Annotated in this window: 17 protein-coding genes; 15 read left to right on the top strand and 2 right to left on the bottom strand. The window is 72.9% G+C overall.

The genetic code is table 11. The annotated features are described in order from the left end of the window. Positions 1–254 precede the first annotated feature (254 nt). From O3T09_RS01690 to O3T09_RS01705, 4 genes are all read left to right on the top strand, one after another. Entirely contained in the window at positions 255–869 is a 615-nt protein-coding gene (locus O3T09_RS01690; protein WP_169577765.1) for a ClpP family protease, read from the top strand. A 41-nt stretch (positions 870–910) separates the two neighbouring features. Beyond that, positions 911–1,576, top strand: coding sequence for an ATP-dependent Clp protease proteolytic subunit (locus O3T09_RS01695; protein ID WP_041104792.1), 666 nt, complete (start codon positions 911–913; stop codon positions 1,574–1,576). A 167-nt stretch (positions 1,577–1,743) separates the two neighbouring features. After that, on the top strand, positions 1,744–3,042 hold the full coding sequence (clpX, locus tag O3T09_RS01700) for an ATP-dependent Clp protease ATP-binding subunit ClpX (protein ID WP_036316877.1): 1,299 nt from the start codon (positions 1,744–1,746) through the stop codon (positions 3,040–3,042). Positions 3,043–3,104: 62 nt separating this feature from the next. After that, complete coding sequence (locus tag O3T09_RS01705) at positions 3,105–3,722, top strand: mycothiol-dependent nitroreductase Rv2466c family protein (RefSeq protein ID WP_036316880.1); 618 nt, start codon at positions 3,105–3,107, stop codon at positions 3,720–3,722. An 83-nt stretch (positions 3,723–3,805) separates the two neighbouring features. On the opposite strand, the gene O3T09_RS01710 is transcribed toward O3T09_RS01705, so the two are convergent. Beyond that, the gene (locus O3T09_RS01710) at positions 3,806–4,141 is read right to left on the bottom strand and encodes a DoxX family protein (RefSeq protein ID WP_036316984.1); all 336 of its coding nucleotides are present in this window, start codon (positions 4,139–4,141) and stop codon (positions 3,806–3,808) included. Positions 4,142–4,501: 360 nt separating this feature from the next. After that, a complete protein-coding gene (gene valS / locus O3T09_RS01715) occupies positions 4,502–7,186 on the bottom strand; it encodes a valine--tRNA ligase (protein ID WP_049146115.1) in 2,685 nt (894 codons plus the stop codon). A gap of 139 nt (positions 7,187–7,325) precedes the next feature. Between valS and O3T09_RS01720 the strand changes: the two genes are divergently transcribed. The 11 genes from O3T09_RS01720 (at position 7,326) to O3T09_RS01770 (ending at position 18,861) form a co-directional block, all read left to right on the top strand. After that, positions 7,326–8,120, top strand: a complete 795-nt coding sequence (locus O3T09_RS01720) for an SDR family oxidoreductase (RefSeq protein WP_044659094.1) — start codon at positions 7,326–7,328, stop codon at positions 8,118–8,120. 43 nt (positions 8,121–8,163) lie between these two features. Next, positions 8,164–8,913, top strand: coding sequence for a sirohydrochlorin chelatase (locus O3T09_RS01725; RefSeq protein ID WP_036338855.1), 750 nt, complete (start codon positions 8,164–8,166; stop codon positions 8,911–8,913). Positions 8,914–9,031: 118 nt separating this feature from the next. After that, positions 9,032–10,747: a nitrite/sulfite reductase gene (locus tag O3T09_RS01730; protein ID WP_095353801.1), complete on the top strand. Its 1,716-nt coding sequence runs from the start codon at positions 9,032–9,034 to the stop codon at positions 10,745–10,747. After that, positions 10,744–11,469 carry a phosphoadenylyl-sulfate reductase gene (locus O3T09_RS01735; RefSeq protein ID WP_044659092.1) on the top strand — a complete coding sequence of 242 codons (726 nt, stop codon included), beginning with the start codon at positions 10,744–10,746 and terminating at the stop codon, positions 11,467–11,469. The genes O3T09_RS01730 and O3T09_RS01735 overlap by 4 nt, the downstream gene beginning before the upstream one ends. 32 nt (positions 11,470–11,501) lie before the next feature. Then, on the top strand, positions 11,502–12,437 hold the full coding sequence (gene cysD, locus O3T09_RS01740) for a sulfate adenylyltransferase subunit CysD (RefSeq protein WP_061867768.1): 936 nt from the start codon (positions 11,502–11,504) through the stop codon (positions 12,435–12,437). After that, complete coding sequence (locus O3T09_RS01745) at positions 12,437–13,777, top strand: sulfate adenylyltransferase subunit 1 (RefSeq protein WP_269295300.1); 1,341 nt, start codon at positions 12,437–12,439, stop codon at positions 13,775–13,777. The genes cysD and O3T09_RS01745 overlap by 1 nt, the downstream gene beginning before the upstream one ends. A 31-nt stretch (positions 13,778–13,808) precedes the next feature. Continuing rightward, positions 13,809–14,534, top strand: coding sequence for an ABC transporter ATP-binding protein (locus O3T09_RS01750; RefSeq protein WP_144825994.1), 726 nt, complete (start codon positions 13,809–13,811; stop codon positions 14,532–14,534). Continuing rightward, positions 14,524–15,447, top strand: coding sequence for an ABC transporter permease (locus O3T09_RS01755; RefSeq protein WP_144825993.1), 924 nt, complete (start codon positions 14,524–14,526; stop codon positions 15,445–15,447). The genes O3T09_RS01750 and O3T09_RS01755 overlap by 11 nt, the downstream gene beginning before the upstream one ends. Continuing rightward, on the top strand, positions 15,444–16,712 hold the full coding sequence (gene cobA / locus O3T09_RS01760) for a uroporphyrinogen-III C-methyltransferase (RefSeq protein WP_144825992.1): 1,269 nt from the start codon (positions 15,444–15,446) through the stop codon (positions 16,710–16,712). Before O3T09_RS01755 ends, cobA begins: the two co-directional genes overlap by 4 nt. Next, a complete protein-coding gene (locus O3T09_RS01765) occupies positions 16,709–18,145 on the top strand; it encodes an FAD-dependent oxidoreductase (protein ID WP_269295301.1) in 1,437 nt (478 codons plus the stop codon). Before cobA ends, O3T09_RS01765 begins: the two co-directional genes overlap by 4 nt. An 80-nt stretch (positions 18,146–18,225) precedes the next feature. Further along, entirely contained in the window at positions 18,226–18,861 is a 636-nt protein-coding gene (locus O3T09_RS01770) for a TIGR03085 family metal-binding protein (RefSeq protein WP_041104913.1), read from the top strand. The last annotated feature ends 131 nt before the right edge of the window (positions 18,862–18,992 follow it).

The following is an 18,992-nucleotide window of genomic DNA, read 5'->3' on the forward strand; positions in this document are numbered from 1 at the left end:
GGACGCACCCCCGCCGAGCCACGACGACGGCGCCCCCGCCCACGCCGGTGGGGGCGCCGTCGTCGTCCCGGGGCCCCGGTGGGCGGCCCCGGGCGGGGTCCGCGACAACCTGCGCCAACAGCGAAACGCCGACGGCGTCCCGCGCGCTGGCCCGGACGCCCGGCTAGTGTCGGACTCGATCAGGGACCCGTCCGTCCGCGCGAGCGGCCGCCGTTCGGGAGGCCCGTGGACATCTCGACAGGAAGGCGGAAGTGATGACCGACATCACCCCCAGCATGCGTTCGGTGGACCCGGCGCAGCGCGAGGATTTCCTCTACACCCAGCTGCTGAAGTCGCGCATCGTCTGGCTGGGCGAGGACGTCCGTGACGACAACGCCAACGCGATCTGCTCCCAGCTGCTCCTGCTCTCGGCCGAGGACCCGGAGAAGGACATCTACCTGTACATCAACTCCCCGGGCGGCTCCGTCACCGCGGGCATGGCGATCTACGACACGATGCAGTACATCCCCAACGACGTCGTGACGGTGGCCACCGGCCTCGCCGCGTCCATGGGCCAGTTCCTGCTCGCCTCCGGCACCAAGGGCAAGCGCTACGCCACCCCCCACGCCCGCGTGCTGATGCACCAGCCCTCCGGCGGCATCGGCGGCACCGAGTCGGACATCCGCATCCAGGCCCAGCTGATCCTGCACATGAAGCAGGTGATGGCGGAGCTGACCGCCGAGCAGACCGGCCAGTCCGTGGAGACCATCCTCGAGGACAACGCGCGTGACAAGTGGTTCACCGCGCAGGAGGCCCTCGAGTACGGCTTCATCGACCACATCGCCGACCGTGCCGCGTCCGTGACCGGCGGCGGCGGCGTCCGGGGCTGAGCCCGGCCCGGACCGTCCCGACCCTCTCCAGGAGACCAAGAATGACCCAGTTCCCCGCCGGGCTCCCCACCGGGATGCCCTCCCTGCCCACGCCGGACGCGCGCTACATCCTCCCGCAGTTCGAGGAGCGCACCCCCTACGGCTTCAAGCGTCAGGACCCCTACGCCAAGCTCTTCGAGGACCGCATCGTCTTCCTCGGCGCGCAGGTGGACGACGCGTCGGCCGACGACGTGATGGCCCAGCTGCTCGTGCTCGAGGCGATGGACTCCGAACGTGACATCACCCTGTACATCAACTCGCCGGGCGGCTCGTTCACGGCCATGACGGCGATCTACGACACCATGCAGTTCATCCGCCCCGAGGTGCAGACCGTGTGCCTGGGCCAGGCCGCCTCCGCCGCGGCCGTGCTGCTGGCCGCGGGCGCCCCCGGCAAGCGTCTGGCGCTGCCCAACGCGCGCGTGCTGATCCACCAGCCGGCGATGCAGGGCGACCGCGGCACCGCCACGGACCTGCAGATCCACGCCCAGGAGATCAACCGGATGCGCGTGTGGATGGAGGAGACGCTGGCCTCCCTCACCAACCGCACGCCCGAGGAGGTCTCGCAGGACATCGACCGGGACAAGTTCCTCTCGGCCGAGCAGGCCCTCGAGTACGGCCTCGTGGACGAGGTCCTCGCCTCCCGCAAGATCACCCGCCCGTCTGCCTGACCGACGACGCCCGCCGAGGGGTCCGGCCGCGCGGCCGGGCCCCTCGGCGCCGACCGGGGACCCGGTCCCTTAACGTGTCCGTCCACGGCCGTATGCTGGACGGAATCTGACAGCGACGACGCCCGCGCGGGGCGGACGTCTCCGCCCGGCCTTCGAGGAGTACCACCATGGCGCGTATCGGAGAGAGCGCTGACCTGCTGAAATGCTCGTTCTGCGGGAAGAGCCAGAAGCAGGTGCGCAAGCTCATCGCCGGCCCGGGTGTCTACATCTGCGACGAGTGCATCGAGCTGTGCAACGAGATCATCGAGGAGGAGCTCGGCGAGGCGGCGGAGGCGGACGAGACCGTCCTGCCCACCCCGCAGGAGATCTTCGACCACCTCGAGAGCTTCGTGATCGGTCAGGAGGCGGCCAAGCGTTCCCTCGCCGTCGCCGTGTACAACCACTACAAGCGCGTGCGTGGGCCGCAGGCGCGGGGCGGTGACCTGGCCGACCGCCTCACCGAGCGGGACGACCTCGCGGACGTCGAGGTCGGCAAGTCGAACATCCTCATGGTCGGCCCCACCGGCTCCGGCAAGACGTATCTCGCGCAGACCCTCGCCCGGCGGCTCAACGTCCCGTTCGCGGTCGCGGACGCCACCAGCCTCACCGAGGCCGGCTATGTGGGCGAGGACGTGGAGAACATCCTCCTCAAGCTCATCCAGGCCGCGGACTACGACGTGAAGAAGGCCGAGCAGGGCATCATCTACATCGACGAGATCGACAAGATCTCGCGGAAGTCCGAGAACCCCTCCATCACCCGGGACGTCTCCGGCGAGGGGGTGCAGCAGGCCCTGCTGAAGATCCTCGAGGGCACGGTGGCGTCGGTGCCGCCGCAGGGCGGGCGCAAGCACCCCCACCAGGAGTTCCTGCAGATCGACACGTCCAACGTGCTGTTCATCGTGGCGGGCGCGTTCGCGGGCCTGGACGAGATCATCGGTTCCCGTGCCGGACGCAAGGGCATCGGGTTCGGCGCGCCCCTGAACCACCTGGGCGCGGGGGACGTCACCTACGCGGACGTGCGGCCGGAGGACCTGCTGAAGTTCGGCCTCATCCCCGAGTTCATCGGCCGCCTGCCCGTGATCACCACTGTCGAGGACCTCACGCACGAACAGCTCGTGCGGGTGCTGACCGAACCGAGGAACGCCCTGCTCAAGCAGTACCAGAAGATGTTCCTCATGGACGGCGTGGAGCTCGAGTTCGAGCAGGACGCCCTGGACGCCGTCGTCGCCCAGGCCGAGGCCCGCGGCACCGGCGCCCGCGGCCTGCGCTCCATCATGGAGAACGTCCTCAAGCCCGTGATGTTCGAGCTGCCCTCCCGTTCGGATGTGGGCACGGTCGTCATCTCCGGGGACGTGGTGCGCGGCGAGGCCGAGCCCACGCTCATCCCGGCCGAGGTGGAACGACGTCGACGCGGCCGGAGCGCCTGACCGCCGTCGCCCAGCAGGACCGACCGGAGCCGAGACGGCTCCCTGACCGCAAGGAGCACAGCATGACCGACACCACGCAGCAGCCCACCGTCGACTTCTACTTCGACGCCACGTGCCCGTTCGCCTGGATCACCTCCCGGTGGATCCTGGAGGTCCAGAAGGTGCGCGACGTGCGGGTGGTCTTCAAGATCATGTCGCTCGCCGTCCTGAACGAGGGCCGCGACCTGGACCCCGACTACCTGGCCCGCCTCGAGAAGGCCTGGCTGCCGGCCCGCGCCGCCGTGCAGGTGCGCGAGCGGCACGGTGCCGAGGCGCTCGGCCCGTGGTACACCGCGGTCGGCACCCGCATCCACGAGCAGGGCCGCACGGACTACGAGGCCGTGGTGGCCGAGGCCCTCGAGGAGCTGGGCCACGACGCGGACATCCTGGACGCCGCCCGCACCGACGTGGCCGACGAGCAGCTGCGCGCCAGCCAGAAGGAGGCGGAGGACCTCGTGGGCAACGACGTCGGCACGCCCGTCGTGGCGTTCAACGGCACGGCCTTCTTCGGTCCCGTGATGACCCGCATCCCGCGCGGCGAGGAGGCGGGCCGCATCTTCGACGGCGCCGTCGCCCTGGCCGACTTCCCGTACTTCTACGAGATCAAGCGGGCCCGCACCACGGATCCGCAGTTCGACTGAGCCCCCGGCTCGCACGAGACCGGCCCCACACCTTCAGCGCGAAGGTGTGGGGCCGGCGTCGTCGGGGTGCGGGGCGGCGGGGGTCAGCTGCGCGCCACTCTGCCGGCCGCGCGGATCAGGGGGACCTGCAGGGGCAGCCGCCCGAGGGAGACCAGTTGCGCCGGCCAGGGCCGGCGTCGCCACCGCCAGGCCATCCACGCATTGCCGGGCCACACGCCGAGGAAGAGCGCCTGCGCGGCGCGTCCGCCCGCGCGCCGGGTGCGCGGGACGGCCAGCAGACCCGCCACGGCCAGCTCGGCCACGCCGGAGCCGTGGGTCCACGCGCGGGCCGAGCCGGGCAGGAACGGCGGGATCAGCCCGTCGAAGGGCTCAGGTCGGACGAAGTGGAGCACGCCCATGGCGGCGAGGGCGGCGGACATCCGCCGGGCGGAGGAGTCGCAGGCGCGGCGGCCGGCCGGGGCGGGATCGGGTGTCGGTCTCATCCTCTCAGTGTCCACCCCCGCCGCGGTGACCGCACTGCGACATGCGGCAGGAGCACGACCGGGAGGTGCACCACGACACCCCCGGGAGGGCCGCCTCCCGACGAACTCCGATCCGGCGGCGGACTGTCCGACGCGTGCTGTGCCCTACCGGATCCGGGCCACGAACATCCCACGCTGACGGCAGACTCGGGTTTGCAGCACGGGCGCGACGACGGCCCCGCCGCCCGTGATGGGCGACGGGGCCGTCGTCGTGCCGCGTGCGCTCCCGAGACACCGTCCGGGAACGCGCGGCGCGGGTCAGTCGTCGTCGACCGGTGCGAGCTGCACGTCGGAGACGGTCAGGGGCGCGGACTCGCCGGCCTCGCCCTGCGTGAGGGACAGGTCCGCGATGTTGCCGGCCGCCTTGAGGTCCGCCAGGCCGCCGCGCAGCTTCTCGAGCCAGTCGGCCGGTCCGGTCACCACGGCGGAGCGCACCTCGGTCCGCTGCTTCACCTTGGCCTCGGACTTCGCCTTGCGGATGCCGCCCAGGACCTGCGCCACGGTGGGCAGGACCTCGGCGTCGCCGGCGGAGGCGGCGAAGGACAGGGACGCCACCTCGTCCGCGGCGCCCGGCCACGCGGCGGTGTGCACGGAGCCGGCGCGCCACCAGCTCCACACCTCCTCGGTGGCGAACGGCTGGAACGGGGCCAGCAGACGCAGCAGGGCGTCCAGGGTGGTGGCCAGCGTGGTCACCACCGAGGCCTGCTCGGCCTCGCCGTGGCCACCGTAGGCACGGTCCTTCACGAGCTCCACGTAGTCGTCCGTGAAGGCCCAGAAGAACTGCTCGGTCACGTTGAGGGCACGTGCGTAGTCGTAGGCCTCGAACGCGCGGGTCGCCTGCTCCACGGTGGCCGCGAGGCGCGTCAGCAGGGAGGCGTCCAGCGGGTTGGTGACGGCCGCGGCGTCGTCGGCCGTACGGATGACGGCGTCCTGCGTGGCGCCCAGGTTCAGCACGAACTTGGCGGCGTTGAGCAGCTTGATGGCCAGGCGGCGGCCGATCTTCATCTGCGCCACCTCGTAGGCGGTGTCCGCGCCGAGGCGGGCCGAGGCGGCCCAGTAGCGGACGGCGTCCGAGCCGAACTGGTCCAGGATGTCGGTCGGGACCACCACGTTGCCCTTGGACTTGGACATCTTCTTGCGGTCCGGGTCGAGGATCCAGCCGGAGAGCGCGGTGTCCGTCCACGGCACGGAGCCGTTGAGGGCGTGGGCGCGCACCACGGTGGAGAACAGCCAGGTGCGGATGATGTCGTGGCCCTGCGGGCGCAGATCGAACGGGAAGACGTTGTTGAAGAACGCCTCGTCACGGGACCAGCGGCCCACGATCTGCGGGGTCAGCGAGGAGGTGGCCCAGGTGTCCAGGACGTCCGGGTCGCCGGTGAAGCCGCCGGGGACGTCGCGCTGGTCCTCGGAGTAGCCCGGGGCGGCCTCGGCGGCCGGGTCCACGGGGAGCTGCTCGTCGGCCGGGAGGATCGGGTTCTCATAGTCGGGCTCACCCTCCGCGTCCAGCGGGTACCAGACCGGGATCGGCACCCCGAAGAAGCGCTGGCGGGAGACGAGCCAGTCACCGTTGAGGCCCTCGACCCAGTTCTCGTAGCGGTGGCGCATGTGCTCCGGGTGCCAGGAGAGCTCGCGGCCGCGCTCGATCAGCTCCGCGCGGCGGTCGGCGTCGCGGCCGCCGTTGCGGATGTACCACTGGCGGGAGGTGACGACCTCGAGCGGCTTGTCGCCCTTCTCGTAGAAGTTCACGGCGTGCATGATCTTCTTCGGCTCTCCGTCCAGCAGGCCGGCCGCGGTGAGGGCGTCCACCACACCCTGCTTGGCGGAGAACACGGTCTTGCCGGCCACGGTGTCCGCATAGGCCTGTCGGCCGGCGTCCGTGGTGATCCACTCGGGGGTGTCGGCGGCGAAGCGGCCGTCACGGCCGATCAGGGTGCGGGTCGGCAGCTGCAGCTCGCGCCACCAGGTGACGTCGTTGAGGTCGCCGAAGGTGCAGACCATGGCGATGCCGGAGCCCTTGTCCGGCTTGGCCAGCGGGTGCGGGAAGACCTCGACCTCCACGCCGTACAGCGGGGAGGTGACGGTCGTGCCGAACAGGTGCTGGTAGCGCTCGTCGTCCGGGTGGGCGACCAGGCCGGAGCAGGAGGCCAGCAGCTCGGGGCGGGTGGTCTCGATGAAGACCTGCTCGCCGTCCGCAGCGGTGAAGGCGTAGCGGTGGTAGGCGCCGGGGACCTCGCGGTCCTCGAGCTCGGCCTGGGCCACGGCGGTGCGGAAGGTCACGTCCCACATGGTGGGGGCCTCGGCCAGGTAGGCGTCGCCCGAGGCGATGCCGGCCAGGAAGGCGCGCTGGGAGACGGCGCGGGAGACGTCGTCGATGGTCCGGTAGGTCATGTCCCAGTCGACGGACAGGCCGAGGCGGGTGAAGAGGTCCTCGAAGACCTTCTCGTCCTCGACGGCGAGCTCCTCGCAGAGCTCGATGAAGTTCTTGCGGGAGATCACGTCCCAGTCGCGCTGGTTCTTCGCCGGCTTCTCCGGCGGGCGGTAGCCCTCCACGTACGGCTTGGCGGGGTCGCAGCGGACGCCGTAGTAGTTCTGCACACGGCGCTCGGTGGGCAGGCCGTTGTCGTCCCAGCCCATCGGGTAGAACACGTTCTTGCCGTTCATGCGCTGGTACCGGGCGAGCACGTCGGTCTGCGTGTAGGAGAAGACGTGGCCCACATGCAGGGAGCCGGAGGCGGTCGGCGGGGGAGTGTCGATCGAGTAGACCTGCTCGCGGGTGGTCTGCGTGTCGAACGCGTACGTGCGCTCGTCGGCCCAGCGGGCGGTCAGCTTCTCCTCGAGGCCCTCGAGGGCCGGCTTGTCCGGCACGGCCACGGCGCCGGCGGCGGGGGTGGACGGGGTCGATGCGTCGATGGGCGTGTCTGTGCCCTGCGTGTTCTCAGCCATGCCCGCCATCCTCCCATGACCGGGGCGGCGGGCCGGGCCTGCGACGACGCCCGGGACGTCCCGCCCTTTCAGCCGCTCGACCTGGCGGAGGTGATCCGGGCGGTGCTCCGAACGGCACGGCTCGGCTACGGTCGGAGGCGTGAGCCACACCCATGAACCTGCGAAGAACCCCGCCCGCGCCGCCGTCGTGACGGGGGCCACGAGCGGCATCGGCCGCGCCACGGCCCTCGAGCTCGCCCGCCGCGGCTGGCGCGTGTACGCCGTCGGCCGCCGGGCCGAGCGCCTCGAGACCCTCGCTGCCGACGCCCGGGCCGAGGGCGTGAGCGGCGACGTCGTCCCCGCCGCCCTGGACGTCACGGACGAGGCCGCCGTCGCCGCGCTGGCCTCGCGCGTCGAGGCCGACGGCGGCGCCGACACCCTCGTCAACATCGCCGGCGGCGCGCTCGGCACGGACGCGGTGGGCGTGGGCGACCGCGCCGACTGGGAGTGGATGTACCGCGTCAACGTGCTCGGCACCCTGACGATGTGCCAGGCGTTCCTGCCCATGCTCCGCGCCCACGGCGAGGGCACCGTGCTCAACCTGACCTCGACCGCCGCCGTCACCGCCTACGAGGGCGGCGCCGGCTACAACGCCGCGAAGATGGGCCAGCACGGGCTCACCGGCGCGCTGCGCCTGGAGGAGGCCGAGCACAACGTGCGGGTGATCGAGGTGCTCCCGGGCATGGTCCACACCGAGGAGTTCTCCCGCAACCGCCTGGGCGGCGACCAGTCCGCCGCGGACGCCGTGTATGCGGGCGTGGAGAAGCCGCTCACCGCCGAGGACGTCGCCGAGGTGTGCGTCCACGCCGTCGAGCTGCCCCACCACGTGAACCTGGATCAGATCGTGATGCGGCCGGTCGCCCAGGCCGCCCAGCACAAGGTGATCCGCCGGTGAGCGGCGGGCCGCAGAACGTGTGGGCCGACGCGGTGGGCTCGGCATGAGCGCGCCCGTGCTGCACGTGATCGCCTGCGCCCACGGCACGCACGACGCGGCCGGCCGCGTCGTGATCGACGGCCTCCGTGCCGACCTGGCGGCCCTCCTGGACGCCGAGGGGCCGGGCGCCCAGGTCCACGAGGCCTACGTGGACGTGCAGAGCCCCTCCCTTGACGAGGTCGTGGCGGACCTGCCCCCGGGGGAGTCGGCCGTGATCGTGCCGCTGCTGCTGTCCCTGGGCCATCACGTCCACCACGACATCCACCACGCCGCGGCCGCCCGGCCCGACACGATCGCCGCCGCACCGCTGGCCGGGGTCGGGGACGACGTCGAGCCGCGCCTGGTGACCGTTCTGGCCGAACGGGTGGCCCAGGCGGTGCCGGCCGGTGAGGCCGCGACATCGGACATCATCCTGGCGGCGGCCGGCACTCGCGCCGCGGACGGCCAGGCCCAGGTGCACGCCCTGGCCGGGGCCCTGGCCCGGGCCACGGGACTGCCCGTGACCGCGGCGTTCGGGGCGGCGGCCACCCCCCGGGTGCCCGACGCCGTCTCCCGGGTGCGCGCCGCCGGCCGTCGCGCCGTGGTGGCCGCCCACCTGCTGGCCCCCGGGTACTTCCACGACCGACTCGGCGAGGCCGGCGCGGACGCGGTCACCGACCCCCTGCTGCCGCATCCGCTGGTGGCGCGGATCGCCCTGGACCGGCTGCGGTCCGCCCTCGCTGAGGCCCCGAGGGGAGCCGCCGGAGGCCGCTGAGCCGTTCGTCACACGACCGGGGCCGGGCCGGGCACCGACCGCGGCCCGGCCCCGGGAACGTGACGAACCGCGTCGACGATCTTGGGGGCTGGCATGCCGGGTTCCTAGCGTGGCGGCCATGACCCAGGTGAACGAGACGTCGAGGCCGGCGCGCACTCCGCGCCGTCCCTCCGCCAAGCCGCACGGCCAGTGGAAGGTGGACGGGACCGCCCCCCTGAACCACAACGAGGAGTTCAAGCAGCAGGACGACGGCCTGAACGTCCGCGAGCGCATCGAGCAGGTCTACGCCCACGAGGGCTTCGACTCGATCCCCTCGGACGACCTGCACGGCCGCTTCCGCTGGTGGGGCCTGTACACCCAGCGCCGGCAGGGGATCGACGGCGGCAAGACCGCCACCCTGGAGCCCCACGAACTCGAGGACCGCTACTTCATGCTGCGCGTGCGCATCGACGGCGGTGACCTCACCACCGAGCAGCTGCGCGTGATCGGCGGGATCTCCACCGACTTCGGCCGTGACACCGCGGACATCACCGACCGGCAGAACGTCCAGCTGCACTGGATCCGTGTCGAGGACGTCCCCGAGATCTGGCGGCGCCTGGAGTCCGTGGGCCTGTCCACCACCGAGGCCTGCGGCGACGTGCCGCGCGTGATCCTCGGCTCACCGGTGGCCGGGATCGCCGCGGACGAGATCATCGACCCCACGCCCGTGATCCGGGAGATCGCGGACCGCTGGATCGGCGACCTCGAGGTCTCCAACCTGCCCCGCAAGTTCAAGACCGCCATCACCGGACATCCCTCCCAGGACGTGGTCCACGAGATCAACGACGTCTCCCTGATCGGCGTGGTGCACCCCGAGCTGGGCCCCGGCTACGACCTGTGGGTCGGCGGCGGCCTGTCCACGAAGGCCCGCCTGGCCGACCGGATCGGCGCCTTCGTCTCGGCCGAGCGCGCCCCCGAGGTGTGGCACGCCGTCGTGAGCATCTTCCGTGACTACGGCTACCGGCGCCTGCGCAACAAGGCCCGCATGAAGTACCTGCTCGAGGACTGGGGGCCGGAGAGGTTCCGCACCGTGCTGGAGGAGGAGTACCTCGGCTACGCCCTGCCCGACGGACCCGCCCCGGCCCCGCCCACCCGCCCCGGCGACCACGTGGGGGTCCACGAGCAGAAGGACGGCCGCTTCTACATCGGTGCCGCCCCCGTCGTCGGCCGCTCCAGCGGCACCACCCTCACCGCCCTCGCGGACCTGCTCGAGGCCCACGGTTCCACCCGGCTGCGGACCACCCCGCACCAGAAGATCGTGGTGCTGGACGTGGAGCGGGACCGTGTGGACGCCGTCGTGGCCGGCTTGAAGGAGCTGGGACTGGACCCGGAGCCGTCCGTGTTCCGCCGCTCCACCATCGCCTGCACGGGCCTGGAGTTCTGCAAGCTCGCCATCGTGGACACGAAGGACACCGCCACCGCCGCGATCGCCCAGCTCGAGGAGCGCCTGGCCGACCTCGCCGACCGCCTCCCCGAGCGGCTGAGCCTGCATGTGAACGGCTGCCCCAACTCCTGCGCCCGCATCCAGACCGCGGACATCGGCCTGAAGGGCCAGCTGCTCCCGGACGACGACGGCGGCCAGACGCCCGGCTTCCAGGTCCACCTGGGCGGCGGCCTGGCCTCCGTGGACCGCGCCGAGGCCGGCCTCGGACGCAGCGTCCGCGGCCTGAAGGTCCGCGCGGACGGGCTGGTCGACTACGTCGAGCGCCTCGTCCGCCGGTACGACGAGCAGCGCGAGCCGGGCGAGACCTTCGCCCGGTGGGCGCACCGAGTCGACGAGGAGGCCCTCCGATGAGCACCATTCCCCCCACCCGTCCGACCGAGGACCTCGAGCGCCTGCAGGCGCTCGCGGAGTCCGGCGCCGCCGAGCTCGGCTGGGACGCCCCCGCCGAGGCGGTGGTCGACTGGGCCGCCCGCCATGTGGACCTCCGCCGGGCCGCCGTCGCCTGCTCCATGGCCGACGCCGTCCTGCCGCACCTGGTGGCGCAGCGAATGCCCGGCGTGGACGTCCTCTTCCTGGAGACCGGCTATCACTTCACCGAGACCCTCGCGACGCGCGACGAGGTGGCCCGCCGCCTCGACGTCACCGTGGTGGACGTGCTGCCGGAGCTGACCGTGGCCGAGCAGGACGAGCGCCACGGCAAGGACCTGTTCGCCCGTGACCCGGGGCTGTGCTGCGCGATGCGCAAGGTCGAGCCCCTCAACCGGGCGCTGGCCGGATACGACCTGTGGTTCACCGGCGTCCGCCGGGACGAGGCGCCGACGCGCACGAACACCCCGCTGGTGGGCTGGGACGAGGCCCACGGCATGGTCAAGGTCAACCCCGTCGCCCCGTGGAGCTTCGACGACCTGGTCGGCTACGCCACGGACCACGACGTGCCCGTGAACCTGCTCCTGCAGAACGGCTACCCGTCGATCGGCTGCCGTCCCTGCACCCGCCCCGTCGCCCCCGGGGAGGACCCCCGAGCCGGGCGCTGGGCCGGGACCGCGAAGACCGAGTGCGGCATCCACGTCTGAGCGCCGCACCCGAGACAGACCAAGGAGACACGATGACCCTCACCCATGCCCCCGACCCGGGGACCGTGAGCCCCGCCGGGCCCGACGTCCAGGACGCCCTGGAGGCCGAGGCGATCCACATCGTCCGCGAGGTGGTGGCCGAGTTCGAGCGCCCCGCCATGCTCTTCTCGGGCGGCAAGGACTCGGTGGTGATGCTCCACCTGGCCGCGAAGGCCTTCTGGCCGGGCAGGATCCCCTTCCCGGTGGTCCACGTGGACACCGGCCACAACTTCCCCGAGGTCCTCGAGTTCCGCGACCGCACGGTGGAGCGGCTCGGCCTGCGGCTCGTGGTGGGCTCCGTGCAGGAGTACATCGACCGCGGCGAGCTGCGTGAGCGCGCCGACGGCACCCGCAACACCCTGCAGACCACCCCCCTGCTGGACACGATCCGGACCAACCGGTTCGACGCCGTCTTCGGGGGAGGCCGCCGTGACGAGGACAAGGCGCGGGCCAAGGAGCGGATCATCAGCCTGCGGGACGCGTTCGGCCAGTGGGACCCGCGCAACCAGCGCCCCGAGCTGTGGAACCTCTACAACGGCCGTCACACCCCCGGCCAGCACGTCCGCGCGTTCCCCATCAGCAACTGGACCGAGCTGGACGTGTGGCGGTACATCGCCCGCGAGGGCATCGAGCTGCCCTCCATCTACTACGCGCACGAGCGGGAGGTCTTCCGCCGCGACGGAATGTGGCGCGCCGTGGGGGAGCACTCCCGCCCGGCCGAGAACGAGGAGGTCACCACGCGGACGGTGCGCTACCGCACGGTGGGCGACATGTCCTGCACCGGCGCCGTCCTCTCGGAGGCCGCCACCGTCGAGGACGTCGTGCTCGAGGTCGCCGCCTCCACCCTGACCGAACGCGGGGCCACCCGCGCCGACGACCGCATCTCCGAGGCGGCCATGGAAGATCGCAAGAAGGACGGGTACTTCTGATGAGCACCGCACTGCTGGACCGGCGCGCCCCCGCCGGGACCCTGTTCCGCCTGGCCACGGCCGGCTCGGTCGACGACGGCAAGTCCACCCTCGTGGGCCGCCTCCTGCACGACTCCAAGGCCGTCCTGGCCGACCAGCTCGAGGCCGTGGCCCGCACTTCCGCCGAGCGGGGCTTCGGCGGCGCCGAGGGCGGGCTGGACCTGGCGCTGCTGACCGACGGCCTGCGCGCCGAGCGGGAGCAGGGGATCACGATCGACGTCGCGTACCGGTACTTCGCCACGGACCGGCGCACCTTCGTGCTGGCCGACTGCCCCGGGCACGTGCAGTACACCCGGAACACCGTCACGGGCGCCTCGACGGCCGACGCCGTCGTGCTGCTCGTGGACGCCCGCAAGGGCGTGGTGGAGCAGACCCGACGCCACCTCAGCGTGGTGGCCCTGCTGCGGGTGCCGCACGTGATCGTCGCGGTCAACAAGATCGATCTCGTGGACTACGCCGAGGAGGTCTTCACCGCGATCGCCGAGGACGTGCGGCGCGTGGCCCGGGAGCTCGGCCTCTCCGACGCGGTGAGCGTCCCGGTGTCCGCCCTCCAGGGCGACAACGTGGTCACCCGCTCCGAGCGGACGGACTGGTACACCGGCCCCACGCTCATGGAGCTGCTCGAGTCCCTGCCCGGGGCGGACGCCGAGGACGACGCCGCCGCCTCCTTCCGCTTCCCGGTGCAGCTCGTGGTGCGCCCCCAGGGCGCCCTGGCCCCCGGCCTCGACCCCGAGGTGTTCCGCGACTACCGCGGCTACGCCGGGCAGGTCGTGGCGGGCACCGTCCGGCCCGGGGACGCCGTCGCCGTCCTCACCCCGGGGCAGCCGGCGCGCACCACCACCGTGGTGGGCGTGGACGCCGCCGGGGAATCCCTCGAGGAGGCCTCCTCCCCGCAGTCGGTGGTCCTGCGCCTGGCCGACGAGGTGGACGTGGCCCGCGGGGACACGATCGCCGCCGCGGACACCGCCCCGCGCCCCACCACGGAGGTGGCCGCCGCGCTGTGCTGGGTCTCCGCCGCACCGCTGCGCGTCGGGCAGCAGGTCCTCGTCAAGCACGGCACCGCCGTCGTCCGGGCGCTCGTCCAGGAGGTGGCCGGTCGGCTCGACCTCGACACCCTGCGGCTCGACCCGGCCGAGACCCTCGGGCTCAACGACATCGGACAGGTGCGCCTGCACCTGGCCGCGCCGCTGCCCGTGGAGCCCTACGCCGTGCATCGGCGCACCGGGGCGTTCCTCGTGATCGACCCCCAGGACGGGGCCACGCTCGCCGCCGGCATGGTGCGTGGCGGCAACGAGGCCTGATCCGGATGACGACGGCGCGACGGGAGCGGTCATGACAGTGGTGATGGAGGACGTGGGCAAGAGCTTCGGCGGGCCCACGCCCGTGCTGGAGGACGTCTCCGTGCGGATCGAGCCGGGCGAGTTCGTCTGCCTGCTCGGCGCGTCCGGGTGCGGCAAGTCCACCCTGCTGAACCTCATCGCCCGGCTCGAGGCGCCCACCGCGGGCGTCGTCAAGACCCCCCGGGAGGGGGCCGCGTTCATGTTCCAGGACGCCGCCCTCTTCCCGTGGCTCACCGCCCGCGGCAACATCGAGCTCGCCCTCCGGTTCGCCGGTGTGGCCGCGGGGGAGCGTCGGGAGCGTGCCGGGGAGCTGCTGCGCCTCGTCCACCTGGGCGACGCCGCCGACCTGCGACCCCACCAGCTCTCCGGCGGCATGCGCCAGCGCGTCGCCCTGGCCCGGGCCCTCGCCCAGGACCGCCCCCTGCTGCTCATGGACGAGCCGTTCGCGGCCTTGGACGCGATCACCCGCGACCTGCTGCACGTGGAGCTCGAGCGGGTGTGGAGTCAGACCGGTCGGACGGTCGTGTTCGTCACCCACAACGTGGCCGAGGCCGTCCGCCTCGGCCAGCGGGTGCTGCTGCTGTCCTCACGGCCGGGCCACGTCGTCGCCGAATGGGACGTGCCCGCAGCCGCCCGCCACGACGCGCCCGCCGCGGCCGCCCTCACGGCCGCCATCACTGCCCGACTCGGTCAGGAGATCCGTCGCCATGCGCACTGACACCCCCACCCTCGACGCCCCCGGCCGCGCGCCAGGGGCCGCCGCCGACGACGAGCTGCGCGAGCTCGACAGCGGCCTCGACGCGCTCCAGGCCGTCGACTCGGCCCCCCGGGCGGGTCTGGCCGGGTGGGACTGGAGCCGGGTCCTGCTCCCGGTGGCCGCCGTCGTCCTGCTCGTGGCGATCTGGCAGGTCGCCGCGTGGCTGGCCGGTGCGCGCGGCGAGCCGATCACCGGTCCCGGCGACGTCCTCGGGGCCTTCGGGGCGCTGTGGGCCCAGGGCCTCGTCCAGAAAGCAGTGGCGACGTCGGTGGGCCGCGCCGTCGTGGGCTTCGCACTCGCCGTGGTCGTCGGCGTCGGGCTGGGCCTCGTGCTCGGACAGGTCGGCGTCCTGCGACGGGCGTTCGGCCCGCTGCTCACGGCACTGATGGTGCTGCCCAACGTGGCCTGGGTGCCGCTCGCGGTGCTGTGGTTCGGCCTCAGCGACGCCACCGCGTACTTCGTGATGCTCACCGGCGCCGTCCCCGCCGTGGTCGCCGGCCTCACCACCGGCACGGACCAGGTGCCGCCGCAGCTGCGTCGCGCGGCCCGCGTGCTGGGCGCCTCGCGCCTCGAGACCGCCCTGCTGGTGGTCCTCCCGGCCGCCCTGCCCGCCTTCGTCTCCGGCCTGCGCCAGGGCTGGGCCTTCGCGTGGCGAGGCCTCATGGCCGCCGAGATCATCGCCGTCGGCGGGCCCATGGGCGTCGGACTCGGGACCCTGCTCCACCAGGGACGGACCGAGTCCGACCTCGCCGTCGTCCTCTGCGCCGTCCTGGCCATCCTGGCCGTCGGCGTCCTCGTCGAACTGACCGCATTCGGCCCCGTCGAGCGGCGCATGCTGCGCCGCCGGGGGCTGCTGGAAGGGAGCACGCGATGACCGCGTCCGATCTGTACCCCACCTCCCTGCGTCTGCTCGGCCGGCCCGTCCTGATGGTGGGCGGCGGGCGCGTGGCCGGCCGCCGCGTGGGCGCCCTCCTCGACGCCGGTGCGCTCGTCACCGTGGTGGCCCCGGAGCCGGGGGAGGAGGTGGAGCGGCTCGCGGCGGCCGGTCTGCTCACCCTGCACCGCCGCCCCTACCGCCCGTCCGACCTCGACGGGGTCTGGTTCGCCCAGACCGCCACCGGCGACCGGGCCGTGGACGGGGCCGTGGCCTCCGACGCCGAGGCCCGCCGCGTCTGGTGTGTCGACGCCTCCGACGCCGAGTCCTCCGCCGCCTGGACGCCCGCCGTCGTCCGGGCCGGGGACGTGACCGTGGCCGTCAACGCCGGGGGAGACCCTCGCCGCGCCCGCGCCCTGAAGGACGCGATCACCCTCGCCCTGTCCACGGGGCGGTTGCCCCTGCGCCGGCGGCGCGCGTCCTCCGAGCCCGGCCGCGTGGCCCTCGTCGGCGGCGGCCCCGGCGACTCCGGGCTCATCACCGTGCGCGGCCGGCAGCTGCTCGCGGAGGCCGACGTGGTGGTCGCCGACCGGCTGGGCCCGCGCGCCCTCCTGGCCGAGTTGGACCCGGCGGTGCCCGTGATCGAGGTCGGCAAGGCCCCCGGGAACCACCTGGCCACGCAGGACGAGATCAACGCCGTCCTGGTCCGGGAGGCCCGGGCCGGCCGCCTCGTCGTCCGGCTCAAGGGCGGCGACCCGTACGTGCTCGGCCGCGGCGGCGAGGAGGCAGCGCACTGCCGCGCCCACGGCGTCGACGTCGAGGTGGTGCCCGGTGTCACGAGCGCCGTCTCGGTGCCCGCCGCCGCGGGGATCCCGGTCACCCATCGCGGCGTCGCCACCGGCTTCACGCTGGTGACCGGCCACGAAGAGCTGTCCGAAGTGCCCACCCGGTCCGACCACACGCTCGTCCTGCTGATGGGCGTGCGCCGGCTCGCGGACACCGCGCGCCGACTGACGGAGCGCGGCCTCGACGGTGCGACGCCCGTGGCGATCATCGAGCGCGGCTGGATGCCGGACCAGCGGGTCACCGTGGGCACGGTGGAGACCATCGCCGCGCAGGCGGCCGCCGTCGGTGTGGAGAACCCCGCCGTGATCGTCGTGGGCGACGTCGTGCGCTTGAGCCCCTACGCCACCGGCGCGCCTGCGGCCGGCATCCCTGCCCCGATCTCGACCCTGAACCCGACCTCCGAAGGAGCACGAGCATGACCCCGACCCCCTCGTCCTCGAGGCCTGACCGCCCGTTGCGCATCGCCATCATCGGTGCCGGACCCGCCGGGGTGTACACGGCGGACATCCTGACCAAGGAGGAGCGGGACTTCCGTGTCAGCATCGACCTGTTCGACCGGTACCCGGCCCCGTTCGGTCTGATCCGTTACGGGGTGGCCCCGGACCATCCGCGCATCAAGGGCATCGTCACCGCCCTGCACAAGGTCATGGACCGCGGGGACATCCGTTTCCTGGGCAACGTGGACTACGGCACGGACCTGACGATGGCGGATCTGCGTCGGCATTACGACGCGATCGTGTTCTCCACCGGGGCTGTGCGGGACGCGGCCCTGGACGTGCCGGGGGTGGAGTTGGCCGGCTCGTTCGGTGGCGCGGATTTCGCGTCCTGGTACGACGGGCACCCGGACGTGCCGCGGCACTGGCCGTTGGAGGCCACGCAGGTCGCGGTGATCGGCAACGGGAACGTGGCCCTGGATGTGGCCCGGATCCTGTCCAAGCATGCCGAGGACCTGCTGCCCACCGAGATCCCGGACAACGTGTACCGGGACCTGGCCGCGTCCCCGGTCACGGACGTGCACGTGTTCGGCCGGCGCGGACCCGCGCAGGTGAAGTTCACCCCGTTGGAGCTGCGGGAGCTGGCGCATTCCCGGGATGTGGACATCGTGTTGTACGAGGAGGACTTCGACTTCGATGAGGCCTCGGAGAAGGCGATCGAGGAGAACAACCAGGTCCGCACCATGGTCGGGACGCTGACGAACTGGCTCATGGAGCAGGAGGATCGTCAGCAGAGCGCCTCGCGCCGGCTGCACCTGCATTTCCTGCAGGCTCCGGAGGAGTTCCTGGACGAGGACGGGGACGGCCGGGTGGACGGTCTGCGGATGCGCCGCATGGAGCTCGACGGCTCCGGTGGGGTCCGCCCGACCGACGAGACCGTGGACTACCCGGTGCAGGCGGTCTACCGGGCCGTGGGGTACTTCGGGTCCCCGGTGGAGGGGGTGGAGTTCGATGAGGTGCGTGGGGTGATCCCGAATGCGGAAGGCCGGGTGCTGGACGCGGACGGTGCCCCGGTGCCGGGCCTGTATGCCTCGGGGTGGATCAAGCGGGGCCCGGTGGGGTTGATCGGGCACACCAAGGGTGACTCTCTGGAGACGATCAAGCATCTGATCGAGGACGAGCCGGGGCTGTGGAGGGCTCAGGAGCCCTCGGAGGAGTCGGTGATCGAGCTGCTCGAGTCCCGTGAGGTGCCGTACACGACGTGGGCTGGGTGGCATGCTCTGGATGAGCATGAGAAGTCCCTGGGTGCGCAGGCGACGCAGACCGGTCCGGTGGCGCGGGAGCGGGTGAAGGTCGTGGACCGGGAGGAGATGACCCGCATCTCCCGGGAGAGCGTCCTCCTCGGCGCCGGAGGCTGAGCCCTCCCGTCGGGTGGATTCGCGGCCGGGCGCGGCCCACCCCTCGCCCGCGCCGCGGCCCGCTCCCTACCGTGGTGCCCATGACCACCTTCGCCGCAGCCGAACGCGCCCGCCTCGCTGACCTCCTGCTTGAGAAGGGCCCCGACGCGCCCACCCTGTGCGGCGGCTGGAGCACCCGCGACCTCGCCGCCCACCTCTGGCTGCGGGAGCGCCGGCCCGACGCCTTCGCCGCCCTGTTCATCCCGCCGCTGTCCCGCCACCTCGACCGCCTGACCGCGGAGACCAAGCGCCGCGACTACGCCGAGGTCGTGCGGGAGTGGGCCGCGGGCCCGTCGGCGCTGAACCCCATGCGGGCGGCGGACAGGCACGTGAACGCGGCCGAGCACTTCATCCACCTCGAGGACGTCCGGCGCGGCGAGTCGTCGGCCGGCGGCTCGCTGCCCGCCCCGCGCTCGTTCTCCCCGGACGAGGAGGACGCCCTCTACCGCTCGCTGCGCCGCATGGCCCCGCTGTTCCTGCGTAAGTCCGCGGCGCCGGTGGTCCTCCAGGGCCCGGGTCGCGCCCCGGTCACCGTCACCCGTGGGGCCGTGGCGCTGCGGGCGCCCGTCACGGTGACCGGCGAGGTCGGGGAGCTCCTCCTCTGGGCCTCGGGCCGGGACGCCGTCCACGTGGAGCTCGACGGCGACGCGTCGGCGGCCGTGCGCACCGCCCTCTGATGCGCTCCGGCCCGCGGCCACGGGCCGGCGCATCGTCCACTACACTGGCGGGCACAGGCGTCGACCCGGCCATCACCGGCGAGCCTCCGGAAGAACGGGCCGCACGGCCCCAGTAGAACCGGACGGGTAAG

It is taken from the genome of Micrococcus sp. H39-S4 (assembly GCF_027158145.1).
Lineage (GTDB): Bacteria > Actinomycetota > Actinomycetes > Actinomycetales > Micrococcaceae > Micrococcus > Micrococcus luteus.